The organism is Methanoplanus endosymbiosus (assembly GCF_024662215.1).
In the GTDB taxonomy this organism is placed as follows: domain Archaea; phylum Halobacteriota; class Methanomicrobia; order Methanomicrobiales; family Methanomicrobiaceae; genus Methanoplanus; species Methanoplanus endosymbiosus.
Genome location: NZ_CP096115.1, coordinates 2408463 through 2429489 on the forward strand (window position 1 = coordinate 2408463; position 21027 = coordinate 2429489).

Consider the following 21027-nt stretch of genomic DNA (forward strand, 5'->3'; position numbering starts at 1 on the left):
GGATATTATGGCAAAGAGATTTCCTGAGATAATTATTAATTTCAAGATCTATACTGAAGGATTTGGCAAAGCAGGACACAGCATTGCCAAAGCGGCTGAGATGGTGATGAATGAGACCGGAGTTATCATCGGTATTGCTCCGGGCTACATGGATCTCCACCCGATGTCAGTGCACTACTCCCTGCCTGTATATGCACAGCATATAGATCCTGTAAAACCCGGCGCGGGCACAGGTCATATACTTGCGGATGCTGTTGTCTCAGCCGGTGCATGCGGCACTCTAATCAACCATTCGGAAAAGAGGCTTACACTTGCTGATGTCTCGCTTGCTGTGGAGATTGCAAAGTCTGTTCATCTTGAGACAATTGTCTGTACCAATGATGTATTTACAAGTGCTGCGGCAGCAGCGTTCTCTCCGGAATTCATTGCAATCGAGCCGCCTGAGCTGATAGGGTCAGGTGTTTCAGTATCGACAGCTGATCCCGGAATAATTAACAATTCTGTCTCTGCTGTAAAGAATATCAGCGGGGATACAAAGGTTCTTGCAGGTGCGGGCATCCATTCCGGAAACTGTGTTAAGACAGCTATGGAACTTGGTGCAGACGGAGTTCTGCTGGCATCCGGGGTTGTAAAGGCAAAGGACCCCTATGCAGTCCTCACCGATCTTGCAGGCGGGGTTATCTGACCGGAATTTTAAAATAATTGTATTATATTCTTTTTTTAATGTTTTTTCATGGTCTCTTTGCTATAAGGTCATGCTTTGTAATGACACCTTTGACAGTGCCCTTTTCAAGGACAAGCACTGCGTGATGGCTGTGCAGAAGGTGCATAATGGTATCCGGATCGGTTGAGGGGCCGACAACCGGGAAACAGTCCTCCATCAGGTCTTTAGCCAGGTGTTTTCCAATCTCCTTTATGCGCCCGTCTTCCATTGCATTGATGATGGCGGACTCAGATATGCAGCCTATCGGCACACCATTGTCAATTACCGGTAGTTGTGAGATCCCTTTATCTCCCATAATTGAGACCGCCTTTGCAAGACTTTCACCGGATTCAACAGATATGACCGGTGAAAACATCAGGTCAACTGCTGTGAGTGCTGACTTCTCTGCATCCTGAAGTACAGACAGAATCTTTCTGAGTGTGCTCACTCTCGGATCGACACTTCCGGATTCTATTCTGGCGATCATCGACTGGCTAAGCCCTGATTTGCGGGCAGTCTCTGACTGTGTCATGCCGAGTTTAACCCTTTTTTCCCTGATTTCCCCCGGTGTAGGAATTATCATGATTATTATTGTGGGTCATCATAGGGTATAATGATTACTGTCAGTAATTGTGATCTGTTAAATGACAGCCATGAAAAAGTCTATAAAAGTGTGCGAGTGGGAGGAGTAAGCCCCATTATGTTTCTGCGGCATTCAGCTGTGCGCCGTACCCGGGACCAGTCCGAAAATACTGTTGATGTCCCTGTTCGGCTTGCTCCTGAAGGGATTCACCGTTCCATCGTTTCCCTCTCCCTCAAAGCGCCTCAGCAGTTTGTTCCTGCCTCATAAGCTAAGCAGAAGGCCGTATCGTTTCTGTGCCAGAGCCATGACTCTCGCCACCTGCACTTGCATGCAGCATCATTTCCGGTCGGAGTGGGGACTTTCCTCAGCAGTAAATAGATACTGCCGTCGGCCGCACTCTCCCTCTCTTCTTATTATTACCTGCCACCAATATATTTAGGTAATGGAACTGCTGGATGAGGATGAAGGAAAAACCGCACTCTGCATTGCAAGAAGTGTGATAAATGAAGTGGTGTCCGGAAAAAAAAGCACCTTTCCGGAGCTTACTCCGGTTTTTAATGATAAGCGCGGAGTTTTTGTAACCCTGAACAAATACGGAGATCTAAGGGGATGTATCGGCATTCCTTACCCTGTGATGCCACTTAAGGATGCGCTCAGGGAGGCCGCAGCTTCATCCGCAACAGCAGATCCACGTTTTGAAAGGTTAAAACCAGACGAGCTGAGTGAAGTTACGATAGATATTACAGTCCTTACTCCGCCTGAGACCGTCTCCGGAGATCCGCTTAAAAGGCCGGAAAAGATAGAGGTCGGTAAGCATGGTCTGATAATTTCCGGATTTGGAAGAAGTGGTCTTCTTCTCCCACAGGTTGCGACTGAATATGAATGGGATGCAGAAGAATTTCTGGACCATACATGCCGGAAGGCTGGTTTTATTCCGGGATTCTGGAAGAACCCGGAGATAGAACTGAAGAGATTTGAAGGACAGATATTTTCAGAAATCGGAGTGATTTAGGTGTCAATTAGTTTTGAGGTAATTCATAAGGATATAATGGGCAGGACCGGGAAACTGAAGGTTGGTGACAAGACAGCAAAGACACCACTCCTTCTTCCGGTGATAAACCCGCATATACAGATAATAAAACCTGAAGAGATGGAAAAACTCGGAGTTGAGGCACTCATTACAAATGCCTACATCTTCAGCAAGAGCGAGGAGTTCAGGGAGAGGGCGCTTAAGGAGGGCCTGCATGAAATCCTGAACTTTTCAGGTATAATCATGACAGATTCCGGTGCTTTTCAGCAGTCTGTCTATGGTGATGTGAGCTTTACCAATACTGAGACTGTAAGGTTTCAGAGAGCTATTGGAAGTGAGATAATAGTCCCGATGGACATTGCGACATCACCTGACAGAGATCATGATGAGGCTGATGAGGAGCTGTCTGTGACAACCGAAAGGATACGTGAGGCTCTCACAGTCATTGACGACGGTCATCTTGCCGCGCCGGTTCAGGGCGGCATTCATGAGGATCTGAGGCTTAAAGCCGCAGAGTCTGTCCGTGATATGGGCGTTGTATTCTGCCCTGTCGGTGCGGTTGTGCCGCTGATGGAGAATTACCGTTACAGAGATCTGGTCCGTGTCGTTATGGCGGCAAAGGAGGGACTGTCACCGTCATCCTGTATCCATCTCTTCGGTGCCGGACATCCGTCCATGTTTGCACTTGCAACTGCAATGGGGTGTGATGTCTTTGACTCCGCTGCCTATGCCCTCTATGCCCGTGAGGGGCGTTACATGACTGCAAGGGGCAGTATGAAACTGGATGAACTGAACGAACTTCCATGCGCCTGTGATGTCTGCCGGAAACATACTGCGGCTGAACTGAAAAAATCACCTGACAGGGAGAAGCTCCTTGCGCTTCACAATCTCTATGTGACACTTGCGGAGATCTCAACGATCAGGCAGGCTATCCTTGACGGAACATTATGGGAGCTTGTGGATGAGAGATGCAGAGGCCATCCACGCCTGCTTGAAGGCTACCGCGAACTGTTAAAGTATAAAGAGAGGCTTGAGGAGTCGGATAATGCTGTCAAGAGGAGATTCTTCTACAGGGGTTCTGAGTCCTGTGAGAGAACCGAGGTGCTGAGATATCACAGAATGGTGAACCGGTTTGAAGCAGGGGATATATCCCTGATTAAGATCTCAGGCACTGTGCCTGCTGACCTCCCTCATTTTGATTCTGTATTTCTTTTCAGGCCACCCTTCGGGCCGTACCCGCCTGAGCTGTCAGAGACGTTTCCTGTCGGGCAGGCTGAAGTTCCCGGATGGGACGATGATATGATGAAGTCCGGATTTAAAGGTCTGTATGAACTTATCAGATCAAACCCTGCGACCGAATTTTATATCTGCATGGACAGGGAATTTGAGAATATAGCAGCAGTTTGCCTGAAAGATTTTGAGGAGAGAATCAGATATGTTTGAAGTTAAAATTAGGGATGGGCCGGCAAGAACCGGTATTTTTATCGAAGGTGAACTGAAATCAGAGACACCTCTTGTAGCAGATTCAGAATTTATAGGTAACCTGATTCCGGGACTTGAGAGATCCCGGCATTCAAATGTTCCATTATTTGCGGGAGCTGAATTTACTGAAAAGTATCTGAAAAACCCTGAAGGGGCAGTCTCTGTTCACCCTGCATCAGAAAATAAGGCGGAGTCCGGTGATGTGGTGCTGGTGTCAAACTGGCATACGGTCATCGAAAATCCGGTTTACTGCGCCAGGTGGATTATGCAGATGAAGAGGAATAATCCCGGTGATACTCTCTGGTATGCACCTGCGTCTGCCCTGCCGTCAAATGCCGGCACACTCATTGCCTCAGGTTTTGATCTCTTCGACTACACCGCAGTGGATCTGAAGGCAGTCAAAGGTATATTCTGCACATCTGACGGTGAATATCCTGCTGATGAATGGATGAACTCTGGTGCATGTACCTGTGAGGGCTGCCGGACAGGTGATCTTAAACTGCATAACCGCCTTGCCCTTCAGGCTGAAATTTCGGTTGTGAAAAACCACATAAAAGCCGGAATCTTACGTGAACACCTTGAGAAGAGATGCAGGAATTCCGCATGGCAGGTCTCTCTCCTGAGGCTTTTTGACAGTGAATATAAGTTTACTGAAGAGAGTATTCCGGTTGTAAGAAGCATAACTCTCTCTGCAAATTCCGGTGAATCCTTAAAGCGCCCTGAAGTAATCAGGTTTGAGAAGCGTGTCATTGAGAGATTTGTTCCGAAGAGGTCTGATGTGGCCGTTCTTCTGCCATGTTCGGCAAGAAAGCCCTATTCTCAGTCCCAGTCACATAAGAAATTCCAGAATGCGATTCAGAACCGTGCCCATGAGATCATCATCACATCGCCTCTTGGCGTTGTGCCAAGAGAGCTTGAGAGGATCTACCCTGCCGGCCATTATGATGTGCCGGTAACGGGCTACTGGGACGGGGAGGAGAGAAAGATAATCGGATCACTCATCGAGAGGTATTTTGCCAAAAACCATTATGACAGGATTATTCTGCACCTTGACGGTGATGCACTTGATATTGCAAAGGAGTCGCTTGAAAGGCTTGGAATTGATTATGAGATAACTGTCGCTGAAGATCGCCCCACTTCATACGATTCGCTTAAAAAACTTGATGAGGCACTATCGGGCTGTAGAAAGAAGAGGCCGGATATCATCTCCGGAACTATAAACTGGCAGTTTGGAAAGGATGCCGATACCTCCGGACTTATTATCAAGGGAAGATTCGGACGCGAAAAAGTTCTGAAAGGAAAGACTCAGTTCTTCAGCATTGATAATGACACCGGTCTTTTCCGTCCTACATTCAACGGCTGGCAGCTTCTTGGCGGCATTTACCGGATCAGAATTGACAATTTCATTCCTCAGGGGGATATTCTCGCACCCGGAGTTATATCCTGTGATCCTGAGATCCGTCCCGGTGATGAGGTTTTAGTCTCCGGAGAGAGCGCCCTTGCAACCGGAAGAGCGGTTATGGGGCCGGCTGAGATGGAAAATTCCCGGCGCGGAGTTGCTGTCAGGGTGCGTAAGGTAAAGAAGCTAAGCGAATAAATAATATACACAAATTTTTACTCCGGAGTGAATCTATTGGGATATACAATTGAGAAGGCGACTGAGATCGCAGATAATATTTTTGAGTTCTGGATAAATGCGCCTCATGTTACGAAAAATGCGCAGGCAGGACAGTTTGTAGTAATAAGAATAAATGATTTGGGTGAGAGAATACCTCTTACAATTTCAGAGACTGACGGCAGTCTTGTAAGAATTGTCTTTATGGCAGTCGGAAAGACGACAACATATCTCTCAACCCTTAAAGCCGGAGATGAGATCAGGGATATTGCAGGCCCTCTCGGGCATCCGAGTGAGATGGGCAGTTTTGGAAACTGTGTGGTAATAGGCGGCGGAGTCGGTATTGCCTGCCTGCCTATTCTTGCAAGGGCGCTCAAAGCAGCTGGGAATAATGTTACGGGAATTATCGGTGCAAGAAATGAATCCCTTCTGCTCTTAAAGGACGAACTGGCAACTCACTGTGATGAACTTGTTGTCTGCACCGATGACGGCAGTTTTGGTTTCCACGGATTTCCGGCTGACATCCTCAAGAAGAAGCTTGGAGACGGTGAGAAGATTGACTGCGTATGGATAATCGGCCCCGGCATTATGATGAAGATCACATCAATGGCAACCATTCCGTACAAGGTCAGAACCTATGTCAGCCTCAATCCTATCATGGTGGACGGCACAGGCATGTGCGGTTCATGCCGTGTTACAGTCGGCGGTGAGACTAAATTTGCCTGTGTTGACGGTCCTGAATTTGATGCCCACCTTGTGGACTGGGATGAACTGATGGCCAGGCAGAGGACATACACTGATCAGGAGAGGGAGTCGCTTAAACTTTTCCGGGATCACCAGTGCTCATGCGGAGGAGACCACCATGAGTAAGAGATCAGGCGATGAGAGAATTGCTGATTTTAAAGAGGTCAATGAGGGTATCTCTGAGCAGAATGCCGTACTTGAAGCACTCAGGTGTATGGACTGTGTGCGTCCTCAGTGCACAAAGGGATGTCCGGTAAATATTGATATTCCTGCATTTATCAGGGCAATTGCTGAAGAGGATTTTAAAGGCGCTGCTGCGATTATAAAAAAGGACAATATGCTTCCTGCAATATGCGGAAGGGTATGTCCGCAGGAGAACCAGTGCGAGGGTCTCTGTGTTCTTGGCAATAAGGAGAAGCCTGTCAGAATAGGTGCACTTGAGAGATTTGTTGCTGACAGGGAGAGGAAAGCCGGAACTACTCTTCCGGAAATTATGCCGCCAACCGGAAAGAGGGTTGCAGTTGTCGGTTCAGGGCCTGCCGGAATTACGGCAGCAGCCGAACTTGCAAGGTACGGCCATTCTGTGACTGTTTTTGAATCCCTGCACGAGGCCGGCGGTGTGCTGACATATGGTATCCCTGAATTCCGCCTGCCAAAGGAGATTGTTAAGGCTGAGATCCAGCAGATTCTGGATATGGGTGTTGAACTGAAGCTCAATCACATCGCCGGAAGGACAGTATCTGTAGAGGAACTCCTGGAATTTGATGCAGTATTCCTCGGAACCGGAGCAGGACTTCCTTCCTTCATGGGCATTGAGGGCGAGAATTTCAATGGTGTCTATTCTGCAAATGAATTCCTGACCCGTGTCAATCTCATGCATGCCAATGCCTTCCCGGAGTATGATACTCCGGTGATGAAGGGCAGCCGTGTTGCAGTTGTCGGCGGCGGAAATGTTGCAATGGACTCTGCAAGGGTATCAAGAAGGATGGGTGCGGAGGTATATCTCATCTATCGCAGGCGTGAGGAAGATCTTCCTGCAAGGGACGAAGAGGTACGCAATGCAGTTGAGGAGGGTGTTGAATTTCTCTGCTGTGCAAACCCTGTGAAAATTCTCGGCGGGCCTGTCGTAACCGGTATTGAGTGCGTCAGAATGGAGATGTGCAAACCCGATGAGAGCGGAAGGCCATGCCCTGTTCCTCTGAAAGGTGATGATGCAGTGTTTACGCTTGATGTGGACGTTGTTATCGAAGCAATAGGGCAGAGTCCCAATCCACTGCTTGTATCCCTTATAGAGGGGCTTGAGAGAGGCAGGAGGGGCAATGTGGTTGTGGATGGGTCCGGCCTTACATCAGTTGACAGGATCTATGCCGGCGGGGATATCGCCACCGGAGCGGCAACTGTCATTGAGGCGATGGGTACTGCCAGAAAAGCTGCACAAAGCATCAATGAGATGCTGATGAAAGAATAGGGTTATCCCAGTCTATTTTTTATTTTTCTCATGAAACATTCACATTAAATCACCTGAATGTTTCATCTATTATCTGTGTGCAGGCAGAAATGCTGGCACATGAGTGACTTTTTTTATTGAGTATTGCCAAAATAAATTCGTAAAAAAAGATTATTTCTGATGAGGAGATTATTTTTATCTCCCTTTAAATAAAGTATAGCCGGATGGGTTGTATGAAATAAAATACTTTTAAATTTTTAAAATTATGTATTTAATTATCCAAGCTCATCCCATGATGAATATCTTCTGTATATCAGAATGCCTGCCACACCAATTATTACCACAGCAATAATTACAAATATTATCGTCAGACCGCCAAGGTCCGGAACAAAGCCTTTTGAAACCTCTGCATAGACTTCTTTTGCGGATGTCAGGGCTTCCTGTGACTTGCTTCTTGATGTCTCTGCAATGGTATATGCCTGAGCGTAGTTCTGGTCATTCATCAGTGACTTTGCAGAGTTCAGTGATGACTGTGCGGATTCAATCTTGGTCTCAATGTTGATGACGCGGGCATCATTTGTCATGGACCTGTTGACCTTAAAGTCAGTCAGATAGAAGTCAATGGCTGTAATTGAACTCTGTGCATCATCTATTGCCTTCTGTGCCCATGCACGGTTGAGTTCAACCTCAGCTTCATCAATAAGTTTGAGGGCATCATTTAACATTGTGTTTGCATTGGAGTATGATGCAGTGACTGAAGCCTCATATTTGTCCTGAGCCTGGGTAAAGAGGTTCTGAGCACCTGTAACGTCCACACCGGAGTTCTGTTTGGTCTGGATCTGGTTTTCAAGGGTGTCAAGCTCTTCTTTGACAATGCCTCTCAGTTTTGAGATGTCTTCGGGATTTAAAATTGTCCTTTTAACAATACGATTGTCCTCATCCATACCTGGCACCAGTCCTCCGCTTGCATCGATCTGGCTGAGATCAAAGAATGTCTTTTCGCCGGTTGTCGGTACCTCCGGAATGTCAGCCTCAAGTCTGTACCGGACTGTAACTTCATTATCATCTGCCGGGTATTCCAGAATATATCCGGATATTATCAGGTTCTTCTTTGTTGACTCCTGCTCCTCTCCATGGCCATTGATCAGAATTGTGTAATACCATTTTGGATCGTCAAGCTCAGTATATGCCTCAAGTGAATGAGCCTGAGGAAATGTTGAATCACTTGTACTTGAAAGTTTCACTTCCGCAGCTACCGAGATGCTGTCCCCCGGAGTATAGGCTGCCTGATCAGGCTTAAGGGTAATTACCGGTTCGTCAAAACTTACTGCTGCTGATGCTGCCGGCACTGAGATAATAAGTGCCAGTATAAGTGCCAGAAAAATAAAGATTTTTGTTCTCATATAATCATCACTCAAATAGCGGATCAACCGAGTCGTCATCAAACATGGTAACACGTCTCTCCTTTGATCTGATAACGTCCTCTTTTGTCTCCTTTGCAATCTCAAGAAGTTCGCGTATGCGTGGCGCGTCTCCGATAGATGCAAGGACAACCACTGCTGCAATTTTTGAACTCTCAAGCGGATAGTCACCACCACGGACCTCAACGCCCGCGATGTTCTCCTCAACCCATGACTTGGACTTCTCAACACCTTTTCTGTCCATCTCATCAGAAGGTCCGGCTATGAGAACAAGCGCCCTTTCAGCGGTTGTATAGTCACACGGCAGAGTCAGGCGGCCAAGCATTGCTCTTCTGACAAGGCCGATGATCTTGGCGGATTTGTCCTCCCCTGTGAGTACTTCTTCGGCGTTATCCTTCTTCTTAACCGAAAATCCACCCAGAAAGCCTTTCTTCTGCTTTGCGCTCTTGGTTACCTTCTCGCTGATTGCATATCCTATTGAACTGACTCCTCCGCCACGAAGTGTGTTGATGATCTCACTTGAGTCAACAACCATCTCACCGACACCTGTCTTGCCGACTTCTCCGGCGCGGAACAGAACACCAAAACGTCTGACTATCTCATCATTGAGGCGTTCATATGCCATCCTTACGCTCTCTCCCTCGTTCTTCCAGGCGCTGTTATCAAAGATAAAAGTATTATCGGCCTCGTTGACAAGGGTTGAAAGACTTCTTGCTGCATTGTAGGAGTAAAGTCTGCCCTCTTCAGGAGCAGGGAGTATTCCTACTGCATATACAGGCTCACGGTAAATTCTCTTTAAGTGGCGGCAGAGTACCGGAGTTCCTCCGGAGCCTGTACCGCCTCCAAGACCTGCAATTACAACGAATGCATCTATATCGTGGGTTCCTCTCGAATCAATTGTGTTGATAATGCTGTCAATCTCATCAGCAGTTATCTTTGCACCGGTGACATTATCAGTGCCTACACCGTGGCCCTTGACAACCGTCTGTCCGATAAGTATTCTGTCCTTGAGTTCGATATTTCTCAGGCCCATCAGATCTGTTCTTGCAGTATTTACTGCAATACCTCTGAAGCTTCTAACCGGGGCTTTTTTGTCCTGTTCGATGAACATATCGACAATTTTGCCCCCGGCCTGGCCAAATCCTATGAAAAAGACTCTCATTTATTATACACCATCCAGTGAGTGAAGATTATTCCTGTTTCCTTCTCTTCGGGATATAAAAATGTAGTACTCATAACTTCAAAAGCTTTCTTATGCGCCTCCGCCGGAAAATTAAATGTTTTGTTTTGAGCAATGGCGTAATAATGAAAAGGATAAAATCATTTTCAGTAAAAATATAGAACAGAATGAATATCTGCATTATTGGAGGAGGACTTTCCGGGCTTTCTGCGGCATACATGCTGAAGGATTTTGCGGATATTGATATTTTTGAGAAAAATACAGTGCCCGGAGGGTGCCTCTCCTCATCACAGGCAGCAAACGGATATATTGAGGATTTTTATCACCACTGTTTTTCCGGGGATGAAAACCTCATTTCACTTATGGAAAAACTTGGCCTGAAGGGAGATCTCGAATGGCTTAAAGGCAGTACTGGTTATCTGATTGACGGTACAATCCACCCGCTTACAACACCTCTTGACATTCTTAAATACCGGCATCTTTCATTATCTGATAAATTCAGGCTGGGTATGCTCACTCTCAGGGCAGGAAAGATAAGTGCAGAAGATCTTGACAGCATTACTGCGAGGGAGTATATTGAAGAGAAATGCGGCAGATCTGTATATTCCGGTTTCTTTGAACCTCTGCTCAGGAGCAAATTCGGGGATATGTCAGATAAGGTCTCTGCGGCGTGGCTTATCTCAAGAATTGCCATCAGGTCTGATCGCGGAGTTGAGGGTGAGAGGCTTGGCTATCTTAAAGGTGGATATGTAACACTGATAAAGAGGCTTACAGAAGAGATTAAGTCCTCAGGTAAGAGCTGTAATGTTTATACCGGAACATCTGTCAGTTCATTGATGGAGAATACGTCCGGAGGGTGGACTGTAAACGGGAAGGACTATGGTGCTGTTGTATCAACTGTCAGTCCGGCAGAACTGAAGAGGATTGGCGGGCCTGATCTCGGTAATCTCCCGTATCAGGGTGCGGCATGTGTCACAATCGGAATGACGCGTGATGTTCTTGACGGCATATACTGGGTAAATGTCAGGGATAAAGCACCTTACGGTGCTGTAATCGGGCATACAAATTTTGTTGATAAGGATAGGTATGGGGAGCATATAGTGTACCTTGCCTCATACTTCTCAGAAAGACCTGCTCCTGAGATTAAGGATATTATGGTTGGGGATTTCTGCTCAAGGTTTGGCGTAAAGGACTCTGAGATTAACTGGTCTATTATAAAGACTGAACCATATGCCGGGCCTGTCTATGTTACCGGATATCACGATATGATCCCTGGAAATTCTTATGGCAGCCTCTATCCGGCAGGCATGTTTTCAGAATCAAATTACCCTGAAAGGAGTATGGAAGGTTCTGTTGTGGCAGGTTACGATGCAGCAGAGAGAATTATGAGGGATTTCTCTTGAACAGCAGTGTGGAGGTTTCAGCGGTAATTCCGGTATTCAACGATGTTGATTCACTTAAAACCGCAATTCCCGAATCAATAAAAGTCCTTGAAACTGTCTCAGACTCTTTTGAGATAATAGTTGCAGAGGATGGCAGCACAGACGGCAGCCGTGAACTTGTCCTTGAATGGGAGGAGAGGGATAACCGTGTCAGGCTCTTTCACAGTGATGAGAGGCTTGGCAGGGGACGAGCGCTTAACCGTGCCTTTGAAGCGGCGAAGGGTGAGATTGTCTGCTACTATGATGTCGATCTTGCAACTGATATGTCGCACCTGTCTGAACTTATTACCCACATCAGAGACGGTGCAGATGCTGCAACAGGTTCACGCCTCCTTCCGTCAAGTGATATCGTCCGGACAGCCGGACGCGAGGTTGCGAGCCGCGGCTACAATATGATGGTCAGGTTAATTCTCAAAAGCCGGTTGTATGATCACCAGTGCGGATTTAAGGCCTTCAGAAGGGCTCAGATCCTGAAGCTTATTCCGGATATACAATCCGGACACTGGTTCTGGGATACTGAGGCTCTTGTTATTGCACAGAAGAGGGGATACCGTGTTGACGAATTTGCGGTGAAATGGAGAACCGGTTCGGGAACGACTGTCAGGCCCAAAGATGTCTTTTCAATGGGATCTTCCGTCTTAAAACTCTGGTGGCGGCTTTATGCTGAAAAAAATTAGTGCTATTGTAATTCCGACATTATTCGCAGTCGGAATTATAGCCATAATGCTTGCAAGGGTCTGGGACGATCTTATAGTTGCTCTTGAGAATGCAGATCCTGCATATCTTGTAATTTCGGTTGTTATCTGTATTATTGCCTGGTTTGTCCGTGGCTACAGGTACAGGAATATCCTTGAAAATCTCGGTGAGAGGATCACTGTGCTGCTCTCAACCGCATGTATCTTCATATCACAGACTGCCAATCTGATAATCCCTGCAAGGCTTGGCGATCTTGTCCGGCTGCTGATCTTAAAACATGAGAAGGGAACCAATTATCCTACCGGACTTTCATCCCTTGTTGTTGAGCGGTTCTTTGATATTGCTGTTATTGCGCTGCTTGGTGCTGCAACTGTGCCGTTTATCCTCAATATTCCGGACTGGTTTATCACTGTTATATATGTAACTCTGGCGCTCTGTGCGGCATTTGTTCTCTTTTTACTGTTCAGCGGAAATTTTGCTTCTGAGAACAAATATCTGGCACTGCTTATAGGCCTCTTAAATGAGGTCAGGGGTGCGTCTTTAAAACCCGTTTCTCTGATATATCTTGGTTTTATCTCACTGGTCATATGGCTTATGGACAGTCTCATCTGCTATGTGATTGCCCTGATGTTCAACGTCAATATACCATTTCTTGTTGTTATTCTGGCAATTGTCATCGGCAATCTGGTAAAGGCTGTGCCCCTCACTCCCGGAGGTGTGGGCACTTATGAGGTTGCCCTTGCGCTCACTTTTGAGATCTCTGGTGTTGCCCCGGCGGTTGCAACGCTTATTGCAGTCATTGATCATCTGGTTAAGAATCTTGTAACTCTCGGCGGCGGCATAATCTCGATGTATCTCTTTGGTGAATGGTCTGTAAAGCTGTTAAAGAGGGCTTTTTCAAAGGGCATTGATAAAGGTGAGGTTGTTTGACACCGGAATTTCAGATATTTTCGGTTATATCCTGGCTGATTGTCTTAAAGATTATTCAGACCGGGTTATGGCCGGTATTTAAAGGGACTTTTAAGGAGTATGCCTACCCTGTCTCATACCCTCTCTCCCTGATGCTCTTTGCACTATTCTCCTGGTATGCCGGAATTGCCGGAATTCCGGTGCAGGCCGCTGTTATACCCTTCGTTGCTGCGATAGTATATTTTGCATTTAAGGGTGAATACAGCAGAGATGCCTTTGAGGGCGTGCTGAAATGGGACCTTGTATTTCTCATTCTCTTCCTCTTTATGCTTGAGGTAAGGTACTTAAACCCGTCAGTATCATATGCTGAAAAGTTTATGGATCACGCTTTTTTGGCATCCGTTATGAGAAATCCGGTCGTTGTGCCGCTTGATCCCTGGTACGCCGGCGGAAGCCTGAATGTCTATTATTATCTGGGTCACTGGATGATGGGAGCTCTTGGGCTTACGGCTTTTACAAAGTCTGCAATAGTCTTCAATCTGATTTTACCAACTGTCCTTGCCAATGCCGGGCTTTCGCTCTATGCCTTTGGCAGGCTGATGCTGAAGAAGTACTGCTGGCTTCCTCTTGCTGCGCTCTTCCTCGTAAACCCTTCATTTATTCATCTCGCACTTACAGGTTCTGATATAAACGGAATTATGTGGGGGAGCACACGGACTATTGAAGGTGCTATCACTGAATTTCCGATCTTCTCAATGCTCTGGGGCGATCCGCATGCCCATGTCATATCGATAATGAATCAGTGTCTCTTCATCTTCATAATGGCATTCATCCTTAAAAGATGGAGCAGAATGGAATGGATGGAGAAAGTTTTCTGTGGGCTTGCCGCTGCTCTCTCCCTTGGCACTATGCCTCCTGTGAACAGCTGGGATGTGCTCTTCTATGCACCGCTCTTTCTGCTGTTTGCAGGCTATATTCTGTACCGGGATTATTCGTCCGGAGTAAACATCCGGAATGCCCTGTATTTTCTTGTCACTGTTCCGGTAGTCTCGGTTCTGATATATGCCCCGTTTTATCTGATGATGGACAGTGCCGGCATTGAGGGTGTCGGCATAGTGAACACTCCGACAGATATTGTTCCTTTTATGCTGGTCTGGGGAATTTTTATTGTCATACTGTATGCGGAAACAGCCCGTGATATCTGGAAAGAAACCCGGATTCTGATTCTTGCGATTCCGTTTTTATTACTGGGTTATCTCAGTGCAGCGGTTGCTGTTATTCCTGCCTTTGCATTGATTAAAAGAAAGAACAAATCTCCTGCTGATCTCTTTGCGATTGCCGGACTTCTGCTCATCACCCTTGTTGAGATTATTTATCTGAAGGATAATATGGGGGACACTTATTACCGGATGAATACGGTATTTAAGTTTTCAATTGTTGCCTGGCTGATGCTTGCTGTCTCATCCCTGTATTATATTGGTGCGGGGCTTATCCGGCTTTATGAACGGAGAAACGGCGGGCCGGATGCCGGATTCTCAGAAGAGGGCGATCTGCTCTTATGCGGAAGGGATGAGTTATCTCCCTCAGGAGTTCCTGAAGTTCCGGGATTTGGATCTGTGTCTGATTCTGTCTGTTCATCCGGAAGAAGGACTGCTCTGCTGGTAATTGTCCTTGCAGTAATCTTTGCTGTGCCGGTTATACTTCCGGATATGAACTACGGTTACGGCGGAAAGACTCTTGACGGCACTGCGTGGATGAAAGTTCAGCAGCCATACGATTATGACGCTGTTTCCTTCTTAAACGGCCTTGAGGGCAACCTGACAATCGTTGAGGCTGAAGGCGGGGACTATACCTATTATTCAAGAATTTCGTCAATGACCGGAATTCCGTCTGTAATCGGCATGCCCTTCCATGAGCAGATGTGGAGGGGTGATGAAGGCAATGTCGGAGCACGGATGGGTGATGTCAGGAAAATATATGAAAACCCAGCTGATACTGTGGCACTGATGCAGAAATACGGCGCGGGACTATTATACGTTGGAGAGGCAGAGCGGGAAGCCTATGATGTTAATATTCCGGAAGATTCTCTAAGGGTAATCTTTGAAAATGAAGAAGTAACAGTCTATTCTTTATTGTAGGATTTAACCGGATCTGGCTGTGAATTAATATCTGTAATCCGGGTGTGCCTCTTTAGGTTTCACTTCTCATTTTTTTCCTGCCGGTATAGGTGTTTGGCAACCTTTATTTCATCCGGTGGTGAATAATAATAGCTACATCAAGGCTACTGATGAGTGATGAAGGAGTAACACGCTACCTGAATCGTAAATAGGAAATTTTTGTTTCCAATTTATTCTTGCTCCTGAATGAGGTGAGTTATGTCTAAAGTATATGCAAAATTTGAAGCTCCTGAAGAAATTCAGAATAAAGCTCTTGAAGTTCTTGAATTATCAAGAGATACCGGTAAAATCAAGAAAGGATCAAACGAGGCAACAAAAGCTATCGAGAGAGGCATTGCGCAGCTTGTACTTATCGGCGGCGATGTCAAACCTGAGGAGATTGTAATGCACCTGCCGGCAATCTGTGACGAAAAGCAGTGCCCATACGTCATCATCAATAAGCAGAATGATGTCGGTGCAGCAAGCGGCCTCGATGTAGGCTCAGCAGCAGCAGCAATTGTAAAGCCGGGCAAGGCAAAAGAACTTATAGAAGAGCTTGTCGGACAGATCGCCGAACTCAGACAGTGAGGTGAACTGAAATGGCAGACGGAACGCCGGCTGAAGTCATTGAAGTAATCGGTGCAACCGGAATGCATGGTGAAGCCCAGCAGGTTAAGTGCCGCATTCTTGATGGCTCAAACAAGGGAAGGATCATTACCCGCAATACAGTAGGCCCTATACGCGAGGGTGATGTCCTTATGCTCCTTGAAACTGAAAGAGAAGCAAAGAAACTATCGAGGCGGTAAAGATGGTGGACACATATATCTGTTCATTCTGCGGTGAGACTCTCGAACCGGGAACGGGCAAGATGTTCGTAAAGAAGGATGGTAATATTCTCTTCTTCTGCAGTTCAAAGTGCCAGAACAACTTTAAACTGAAGAGAGTTCCACGCCGTGTAACCTGGACAAAGGCAGGTCGCAAGGCTCTCGGAAAGGAGTGATCCCCAATGGATCGTACCTTTCTGATGATTAAGCCTGACGGTGTTCAGCGCGGACTTATCGGTGAAGTAATTGCACGCCTTGAGGCAAAAGGTCTCAAGATGGCAGCAGGCAAGTTTGAAATGCTTCCTGAAGAACGTGTAATGAAACACTATGCAGAGCATGCTGAAAAACCGTTCTTCCCCGGTCTTAAGAGTTATATTATGTCCGGGCCATGCTTCCTTATGGTCTTTGAAGGAAAGGATGTCGTTGCAGTTACACGCAAAATGATTGGCTCCACAAACCCTGCTGAGGCAGAGCCGGGCACAATCCGCGGTGACTTAGCAATGGAGATAGGGATGAATGTCATTCACGGTTCAGACTCCAATGAGACTGCAAAGCGTGAGATTGGAATTCATTTCAGACCGGAAGAAATTATCTCATACGAGAGAGCAGATGAGAAATATCTCTATGAATAATTTTTTTCTTAAGAAATTCTGATTTTTTTTCTTAAGCAATTCTGATTTTCTGAAAGCTGATTTTTAATATCTCTGTTCTGTAATCCGGAGCAGATAGCTTTGATATGGTCTTTTTAGGATCAAAGTGTGCAATTTTAGGACATATGTCCCAAATGTAAATAATCAAAAGATTAGATATACATCTAAATGTGATGCTCCTGCATTTTGGCCTGTCATAAATAATAATTCATGCTCTAATCACGGGACAAAATATGGTTTGTTTCAGTCTTCCGCAGGTGAATTACCGGATGCCGATGGGGGGCGCTCTTAAAATAATCAAAAAAAGTATCTGTGATTCTCCTGTAAAGGAGATGATCAGTAGTGGCCCTGTCAACGGGCCGGTTAATCTTCGTCTGAACGGTACTGATTAAATTGAAGTTTTCATTTCAGACCCCTCTCCCTGCGTAAACAGGGCGGGGTAGTTTACGGGTTATTTCCTTTCAGTCGTATTCACGCCAGGTGAATTTGCACTTTGTGCATTTGAAGAACCGGACCTCGCTCTCATCAGCAGATCTCAACTGGCGAAGCCACCAGAATGCCGTGTTGTGTCCGCACTCCGGGCATCTTGCTGCGATTGTCGGGAGTGTTGCTATCTCATCTTCACTGTCAACGATTACAATCTCCTTCTCTGTCCTTGTTGATGTCTTCATTAACTGTGATTTATCAGCAATATCTTTCTCAAAACCGCATCTGATACATTTCAGCTTTCCGCCGGATGCCTTCATCAGGCTTTTGCACTCTGGACAAAACATCATTGTATAATTTTTTATTTTATCTGTGAATAATCCTTGCTAATCAGACATATTCAGGTTCTTTTTTTTGTAAAATAGCAACCTAAAAACCTTCTCAGATCAAATAATTAATGAATGGAAGCGGCCCTTGTTTTTGCGTCTGCAATATCATTTCTTATATTTCTTATAGTTCCTGAGAGGTTCAGGAAATATCCTGCGATTACAGGCTGGATTTTTATCATCGCCTCCGTTGTAGCCGATATTCCGCATTACATAAATGCCGAAAATAATTTTTTATATCCGGTTATCGGGATACTTGGGATTCCTTTTGCTGTTATTACAGCGGGGGAGCTGTTAAAGGGCAATAAATATGTCCATTATCTCAGCAGAGGCGCGGCAATTGCCTTTCTAATCTATGTGCCTTTTGCCTATATCCAGCCGGTTGGTGATGCCCTCATAAGCATAGTAACATCACAGTGCGTCTTTATTCTGAATGCAATAGGTTTTGATGTCACACAGCTTGCATGGAATCTGGTCTCGCATGACGGATTCAGGGTTGAGATCATCCTTGCCTGCACAGGTCTTCAGGCGATAGCCATTATGCTTGGGCTTGCATTCTGTGTGCCGTCAACAGCCCGTGAGAAGGTTCTCTCTTTTCTGGTTGTCGCGCCTGTAATCTATATCCTGAACCTCTTCAGGAACGTCTTTGTTATTATGGCATATACAGGACAGTGGCTTCAGGTGCTGCCTGAGATTGCATCAAACGGAGAATATGGCTATGAGAGTTTCTTCTGGGCGCATAATGTGATTGCAGAACTGGGTGCACTTGTATTTCTGATAGTCCTTGCCCTTCTTCTCTTCAGGATTAACAGAAATCTGGGTGAATTTTCAGAAGAGATTGTAAGCCTTTATTGTGGTAAAATAAAGGAGTTTACCGGAGGTTTTGGTAGAGGTAAATGATTCTCTGTATGGCGGAGAGATTTGTGCAGACCGCAACAATGATCACTGAAACCCATATAATGCCGGTAAGACCTCCGAGAATAAGGATGATTATTGTCTCAGGCCTTCCAAAGAACCCTACTCCTTCAAGCGGGTCGTTTATCTTCCCGTCCTCTCTCTCCTGAAATCCTGCCTCGGCATAGACAACCGGCTTTATGAATGTATTTATCATTGAGCCGAAGAGGGCAAATGCCGCAACTGCGAAGTCTGCAACCGGAATATACTGCGGGGGCAGGTTCATTATGCCTGAAATTATCGGTATTCCGGAGAGTCCTATTGCAATAATTACAATGCCGTCCACATATTTGTCAACAATCCAGTCGATTACAGCGCCGAACCTGCTCTCTTTTCCCTTTGCCCTTGCAACACTGCCGTCTGTGAGATCGAGCACTGCTGATAATAACAGCATGAGCGCTCCTGCCGGAAACATTCTGTTAAAGAAGAGATAAGCTGCGATAATTCCGGCAATAAGGGAGAGGGCAGTTATCATATTCGGGGAGATGCCCAGTTTTATGAAGATGCCTGCCAGAGGCTCAAGGCATCTTGTAAATTTGGGTCTGAGGGAAGTAATATTCATATCCTGATTATTATTAGTCATTGCAGTGTGAAAAAACCAACTTGACCGGTACTATTAATTTATTTATGCCTTATTGTCATATTCTTTGTTACCTGGATCTGCCGGATATACTGCTGATCCGGGTTATTTATTATGTGTGCTCTGCCATATTGGTTGGGTTATATTCTGATCAATTATTATATGCCTGCCTGTTATTATCATCAAACCTGGTGGTTAAAGGCCATTTAAATAATAATAAATGATAACTGTTTTGACTGCAAAAAGAAGATAAAACAGTAATATCTGATTATCATGTCTGAAAATAAGATGAAACCTCATGTGCTCATAATGTCAGAAATCACTGCTGATGGTAAACTGACCTTAAAGAAGGGCGCTTCAAGCAAGATACTGATGAAGTACATGGATGAGAAGACCGATATCCTGCTTCATAAGACCAGGGCCGAATATGATGCAATTATGGTCGGGTCAAATACAATACGAATTGACAACTCCTTTCTTACAGTGCGGCATGTTGAGGGAAAGAGTCCGGTGAGGGTTATTCCATGCAGCCGGGGTGATCTTCCGGCTGACTCAAATGTCCTCTTAAACGATGCAGAGACGATTGTTGCCGTTACAGAGTCAGCAGATCCTGAAAATATAACATATCTGAAGAGCCGTGGTGTGGAAGTTGTGGTTGCAGGTGGTGTTCATGTCGATTATACTCTCCTCATGGAAATTCTCGCCAGGGATTATGGAATTGAATCCCTGATGGTTGAGGGCGGGCCTACTCTGAACTATTATATGCTTCAGAACCGGCTGGTTGATGAAATAAGGCTGATTCACCTTCCGTTCATTGTAGGTGGATTTGATACTCCTTCGCTTGTGGGCGGCATGCACATTGAATCTGAGGATGAGATGTTCCGGCTTGAACTTAAGAGGCACTATCTATGCGGCACTAATCTTGTTACTGAGTATGATGTCCTGTACCGGTGATCTGAACCCATGTCCTGGTTTGAAGATGAGATGAGAAAGATAGAGAGGAAGAAACTCCGGAAGAACGGGCTGAAGTGGTTTTTAGCCGGAATTCTGATTGCTGTTCTTCTCATCATTGCTCTGGCATTCATTCCGTTTTCTGAGGAGGGCGGCGTTAAAGTTGTCCGGATTGAAGGGACCATTGTTTCGGGGAACAGCTATGGTGGCGGGTATATCGGCAGTGAGTACGCCGGCTCTCAGATCCGCGAGGCAGCGGACAACCCTCTCGTTGATGCAATAGTTCTCAGGGTCAACAGTCCGGGTGGCTCTCCGGCAGGCGCACAGGAGATCATTCAGGATGTCGAGTATGCCAAAGCAAAAAAGCCTGTTGTCGTCTCAATGGGTGATATTGCAACCTCTGCGGCGTACCATATAAGCTCGCACTCTGATCTGATCTATGCAAATCCGGATACAATGACCGGGAGCATAGGTACAATCTGGACATTTCATGACATCAGCGGCTCTCTTGAGAAGGAAGGAGTCAATGTTTCGGTTGTGAAATCCGGTGATCAGAAGGATATAGGATCGGAATTCAGGTCCATGACAGATGAGGAGAGGGATTATGTCCAGAATATCGTTGATGAGAGTTTTGAACTCTTCATTGAGGATGTGATGGTGCAGAGGAATATCACACGCTCTGATATTGAGGAGGCCCAGATTGTCCGTGGTGCGAGGGCAATTGAGCTTGGGCTTGTTGACCGGACAGGCAACCTCTATGCTGCTATGGAAGGGGCAAGGGAACTCAGCAGAGTCGGTTTTACGGGTGAAACTGCCTGAAATCTGAATACTTCTCCGGCATTATATGA

23 protein-coding genes and 1 other RNA gene are annotated in these 21027 nt (G+C 46.0%); 18 read left to right on the forward strand and 6 right to left on the reverse strand.

Annotated features, from left to right (window positions below; all coding sequences use genetic code 11):
* The first annotated feature begins 7 nt into the window (after positions 1-7).
* On the forward strand, positions 8-685 hold the full coding sequence (gene tpiA / locus L6E24_RS10870; protein WP_257741999.1) for a triose-phosphate isomerase: 678 nt from the start codon (positions 8-10) through the stop codon (positions 683-685).
* Positions 686-731: 46 nt separating this feature from the next.
* Here tpiA and L6E24_RS10875 read toward each other — a convergent pair whose 3' ends face one another.
* Both L6E24_RS10875 and rnpB read right to left on the reverse strand, forming a co-directional pair.
* On the reverse strand, positions 732-1286 hold the full coding sequence (locus tag L6E24_RS10875) for a CBS domain-containing protein (protein WP_257742000.1): 555 nt from the start codon (positions 1284-1286) through the stop codon (positions 732-734).
* A gap of 94 nt (positions 1287-1380) precedes the next feature.
* Positions 1381-1693: RNase P RNA component (gene rnpB, locus L6E24_RS10880), an RNA gene on the reverse strand.
* 35 nt (positions 1694-1728) lie between these two features.
* Here rnpB and L6E24_RS10885 point away from each other — a divergent pair.
* The 5 genes from L6E24_RS10885 to gltA are packed head-to-tail and all read left to right on the forward strand — an operon-like array spanning position 1729 to position 7625.
* Positions 1729-2298, forward strand: coding sequence for a TIGR00296 family protein (locus tag L6E24_RS10885; protein ID WP_257742001.1), 570 nt, complete (start codon positions 1729-1731; stop codon positions 2296-2298).
* Positions 2299-3759: a tRNA guanosine(15) transglycosylase TgtA gene (gene tgtA, locus L6E24_RS10890; RefSeq protein WP_257742002.1), complete on the forward strand. Its 1461-nt coding sequence runs from the start codon at positions 2299-2301 to the stop codon at positions 3757-3759.
* Positions 3752-5395: an archaeosine synthase subunit alpha gene (gene arcS / locus L6E24_RS10895; protein ID WP_257742003.1), complete on the forward strand. Its 1644-nt coding sequence runs from the start codon at positions 3752-3754 to the stop codon at positions 5393-5395. The genes tgtA and arcS overlap by 8 nt, the downstream gene beginning before the upstream one ends.
* Positions 5396-5431: 36 nt before the next feature.
* On the forward strand, positions 5432-6283 hold the full coding sequence (locus L6E24_RS10900; protein ID WP_257742004.1) for a sulfide/dihydroorotate dehydrogenase-like FAD/NAD-binding protein: 852 nt from the start codon (positions 5432-5434) through the stop codon (positions 6281-6283).
* Positions 6276-7625: an NADPH-dependent glutamate synthase gene (gltA, locus tag L6E24_RS10905; RefSeq protein WP_257742005.1), complete on the forward strand. Its 1350-nt coding sequence runs from the start codon at positions 6276-6278 to the stop codon at positions 7623-7625. Before L6E24_RS10900 ends, gltA begins: the two co-directional genes overlap by 8 nt.
* A gap of 254 nt (positions 7626-7879) precedes the next feature.
* Here the strand turns inward: gltA and L6E24_RS10910 are convergent, their stop codons facing one another.
* The gene (locus L6E24_RS10910) at positions 7880-9007 is read right to left on the reverse strand and encodes a hypothetical protein (RefSeq protein WP_257742006.1); all 1128 of its coding nucleotides are present in this window, start codon (positions 9005-9007) and stop codon (positions 7880-7882) included.
* 7 nt (positions 9008-9014) lie between these two features.
* A complete protein-coding gene (locus tag L6E24_RS10915) occupies positions 9015-10187 on the reverse strand; it encodes a tubulin/FtsZ family protein (protein ID WP_257742007.1) in 1173 nt (390 codons plus the stop codon).
* Positions 10188-10372: 185 nt separating this feature from the next.
* On the opposite strand from L6E24_RS10915, the gene L6E24_RS10920 reads away from it, so the two are divergent.
* The 9 genes from L6E24_RS10920 to L6E24_RS10960 all read left to right on the forward strand — a co-directional run bounded on the left by L6E24_RS10920 (position 10373) and on the right by L6E24_RS10960 (position 17274).
* Positions 10373-11608 (forward strand): NAD(P)/FAD-dependent oxidoreductase, encoded by a 1236-nt coding sequence (locus L6E24_RS10920; RefSeq protein WP_257742008.1) that lies wholly within the window; start codon positions 10373-10375, stop codon positions 11606-11608.
* On the forward strand, positions 11605-12324 hold the full coding sequence (locus L6E24_RS10925; RefSeq protein ID WP_257742009.1) for a glycosyltransferase: 720 nt from the start codon (positions 11605-11607) through the stop codon (positions 12322-12324). Before L6E24_RS10920 ends, L6E24_RS10925 begins: the two co-directional genes overlap by 4 nt.
* Positions 12308-13273 carry a lysylphosphatidylglycerol synthase transmembrane domain-containing protein gene (locus L6E24_RS10930; protein ID WP_257742010.1) on the forward strand — a complete coding sequence of 322 codons (966 nt, stop codon included), beginning with the start codon at positions 12308-12310 and terminating at the stop codon, positions 13271-13273. Before L6E24_RS10925 ends, L6E24_RS10930 begins: the two co-directional genes overlap by 17 nt.
* A complete protein-coding gene (locus L6E24_RS10935; protein ID WP_257742011.1) occupies positions 13270-15390 on the forward strand; it encodes a DUF2298 domain-containing protein in 2121 nt (706 codons plus the stop codon). Before L6E24_RS10930 ends, L6E24_RS10935 begins: the two co-directional genes overlap by 4 nt.
* Before the next feature lie 237 nt (positions 15391-15627).
* Positions 15628-15996 (forward strand): 50S ribosomal protein L7Ae, encoded by a 369-nt coding sequence (gene rpl7ae / locus L6E24_RS10940; RefSeq protein WP_257742012.1) that lies wholly within the window; start codon positions 15628-15630, stop codon positions 15994-15996.
* A gap of 11 nt (positions 15997-16007) precedes the next feature.
* Complete coding sequence (locus tag L6E24_RS10945; protein WP_257742014.1) at positions 16008-16214, forward strand: 30S ribosomal protein S28e; 207 nt, start codon at positions 16008-16010, stop codon at positions 16212-16214.
* Between the two features lie 2 nt (positions 16215-16216).
* Positions 16217-16408, forward strand: a complete 192-nt coding sequence (locus L6E24_RS10950; RefSeq protein ID WP_257742015.1) for a 50S ribosomal protein L24e — start codon at positions 16217-16219, stop codon at positions 16406-16408.
* Positions 16409-16414: 6 nt separating this feature from the next.
* Positions 16415-16864, forward strand: a complete 450-nt coding sequence (gene ndk, locus L6E24_RS10955; RefSeq protein WP_257742016.1) for a nucleoside-diphosphate kinase — start codon at positions 16415-16417, stop codon at positions 16862-16864.
* Between the two features lie 251 nt (positions 16865-17115).
* Positions 17116-17274, forward strand: a complete 159-nt coding sequence (locus tag L6E24_RS10960; RefSeq protein ID WP_257742017.1) for a hypothetical protein — start codon at positions 17116-17118, stop codon at positions 17272-17274.
* A 69-nt stretch (positions 17275-17343) separates the two neighbouring features.
* Here the strand turns inward: L6E24_RS10960 and L6E24_RS10965 are convergent, their stop codons facing one another.
* Positions 17344-17658, reverse strand: coding sequence for a transcription factor S (locus L6E24_RS10965; RefSeq protein ID WP_257742018.1), 315 nt, complete (start codon positions 17656-17658; stop codon positions 17344-17346).
* Between the two features lie 111 nt (positions 17659-17769).
* On the opposite strand from L6E24_RS10965, the gene artA reads away from it, so the two are divergent.
* Positions 17770-18594, forward strand: coding sequence for an archaeosortase A (artA, locus tag L6E24_RS10970; RefSeq protein ID WP_257742019.1), 825 nt, complete (start codon positions 17770-17772; stop codon positions 18592-18594).
* On the opposite strand, the gene L6E24_RS10975 is transcribed toward artA, so the two are convergent.
* Positions 18566-19210 carry a CDP-alcohol phosphatidyltransferase family protein gene (locus L6E24_RS10975; protein WP_257742020.1) on the reverse strand — a complete coding sequence of 215 codons (645 nt, stop codon included), beginning with the start codon at positions 19208-19210 and terminating at the stop codon, positions 18566-18568. The two genes, artA and L6E24_RS10975, sit on opposite strands and share 29 nt — an antisense overlap.
* 327 nt (positions 19211-19537) lie before the next feature.
* Between L6E24_RS10975 and L6E24_RS10980 the strand changes: the two genes are divergently transcribed.
* Positions 19538-20182 carry a RibD family protein gene (locus L6E24_RS10980; RefSeq protein ID WP_373021010.1) on the forward strand — a complete coding sequence of 215 codons (645 nt, stop codon included), beginning with the start codon at positions 19538-19540 and terminating at the stop codon, positions 20180-20182.
* Between the two features lie 9 nt (positions 20183-20191).
* Entirely contained in the window at positions 20192-20998 is an 807-nt protein-coding gene (sppA, locus tag L6E24_RS10985) for a signal peptide peptidase SppA (protein WP_257742022.1), read from the forward strand.
* The last annotated feature ends 29 nt before the right edge of the window (positions 20999-21027 follow it).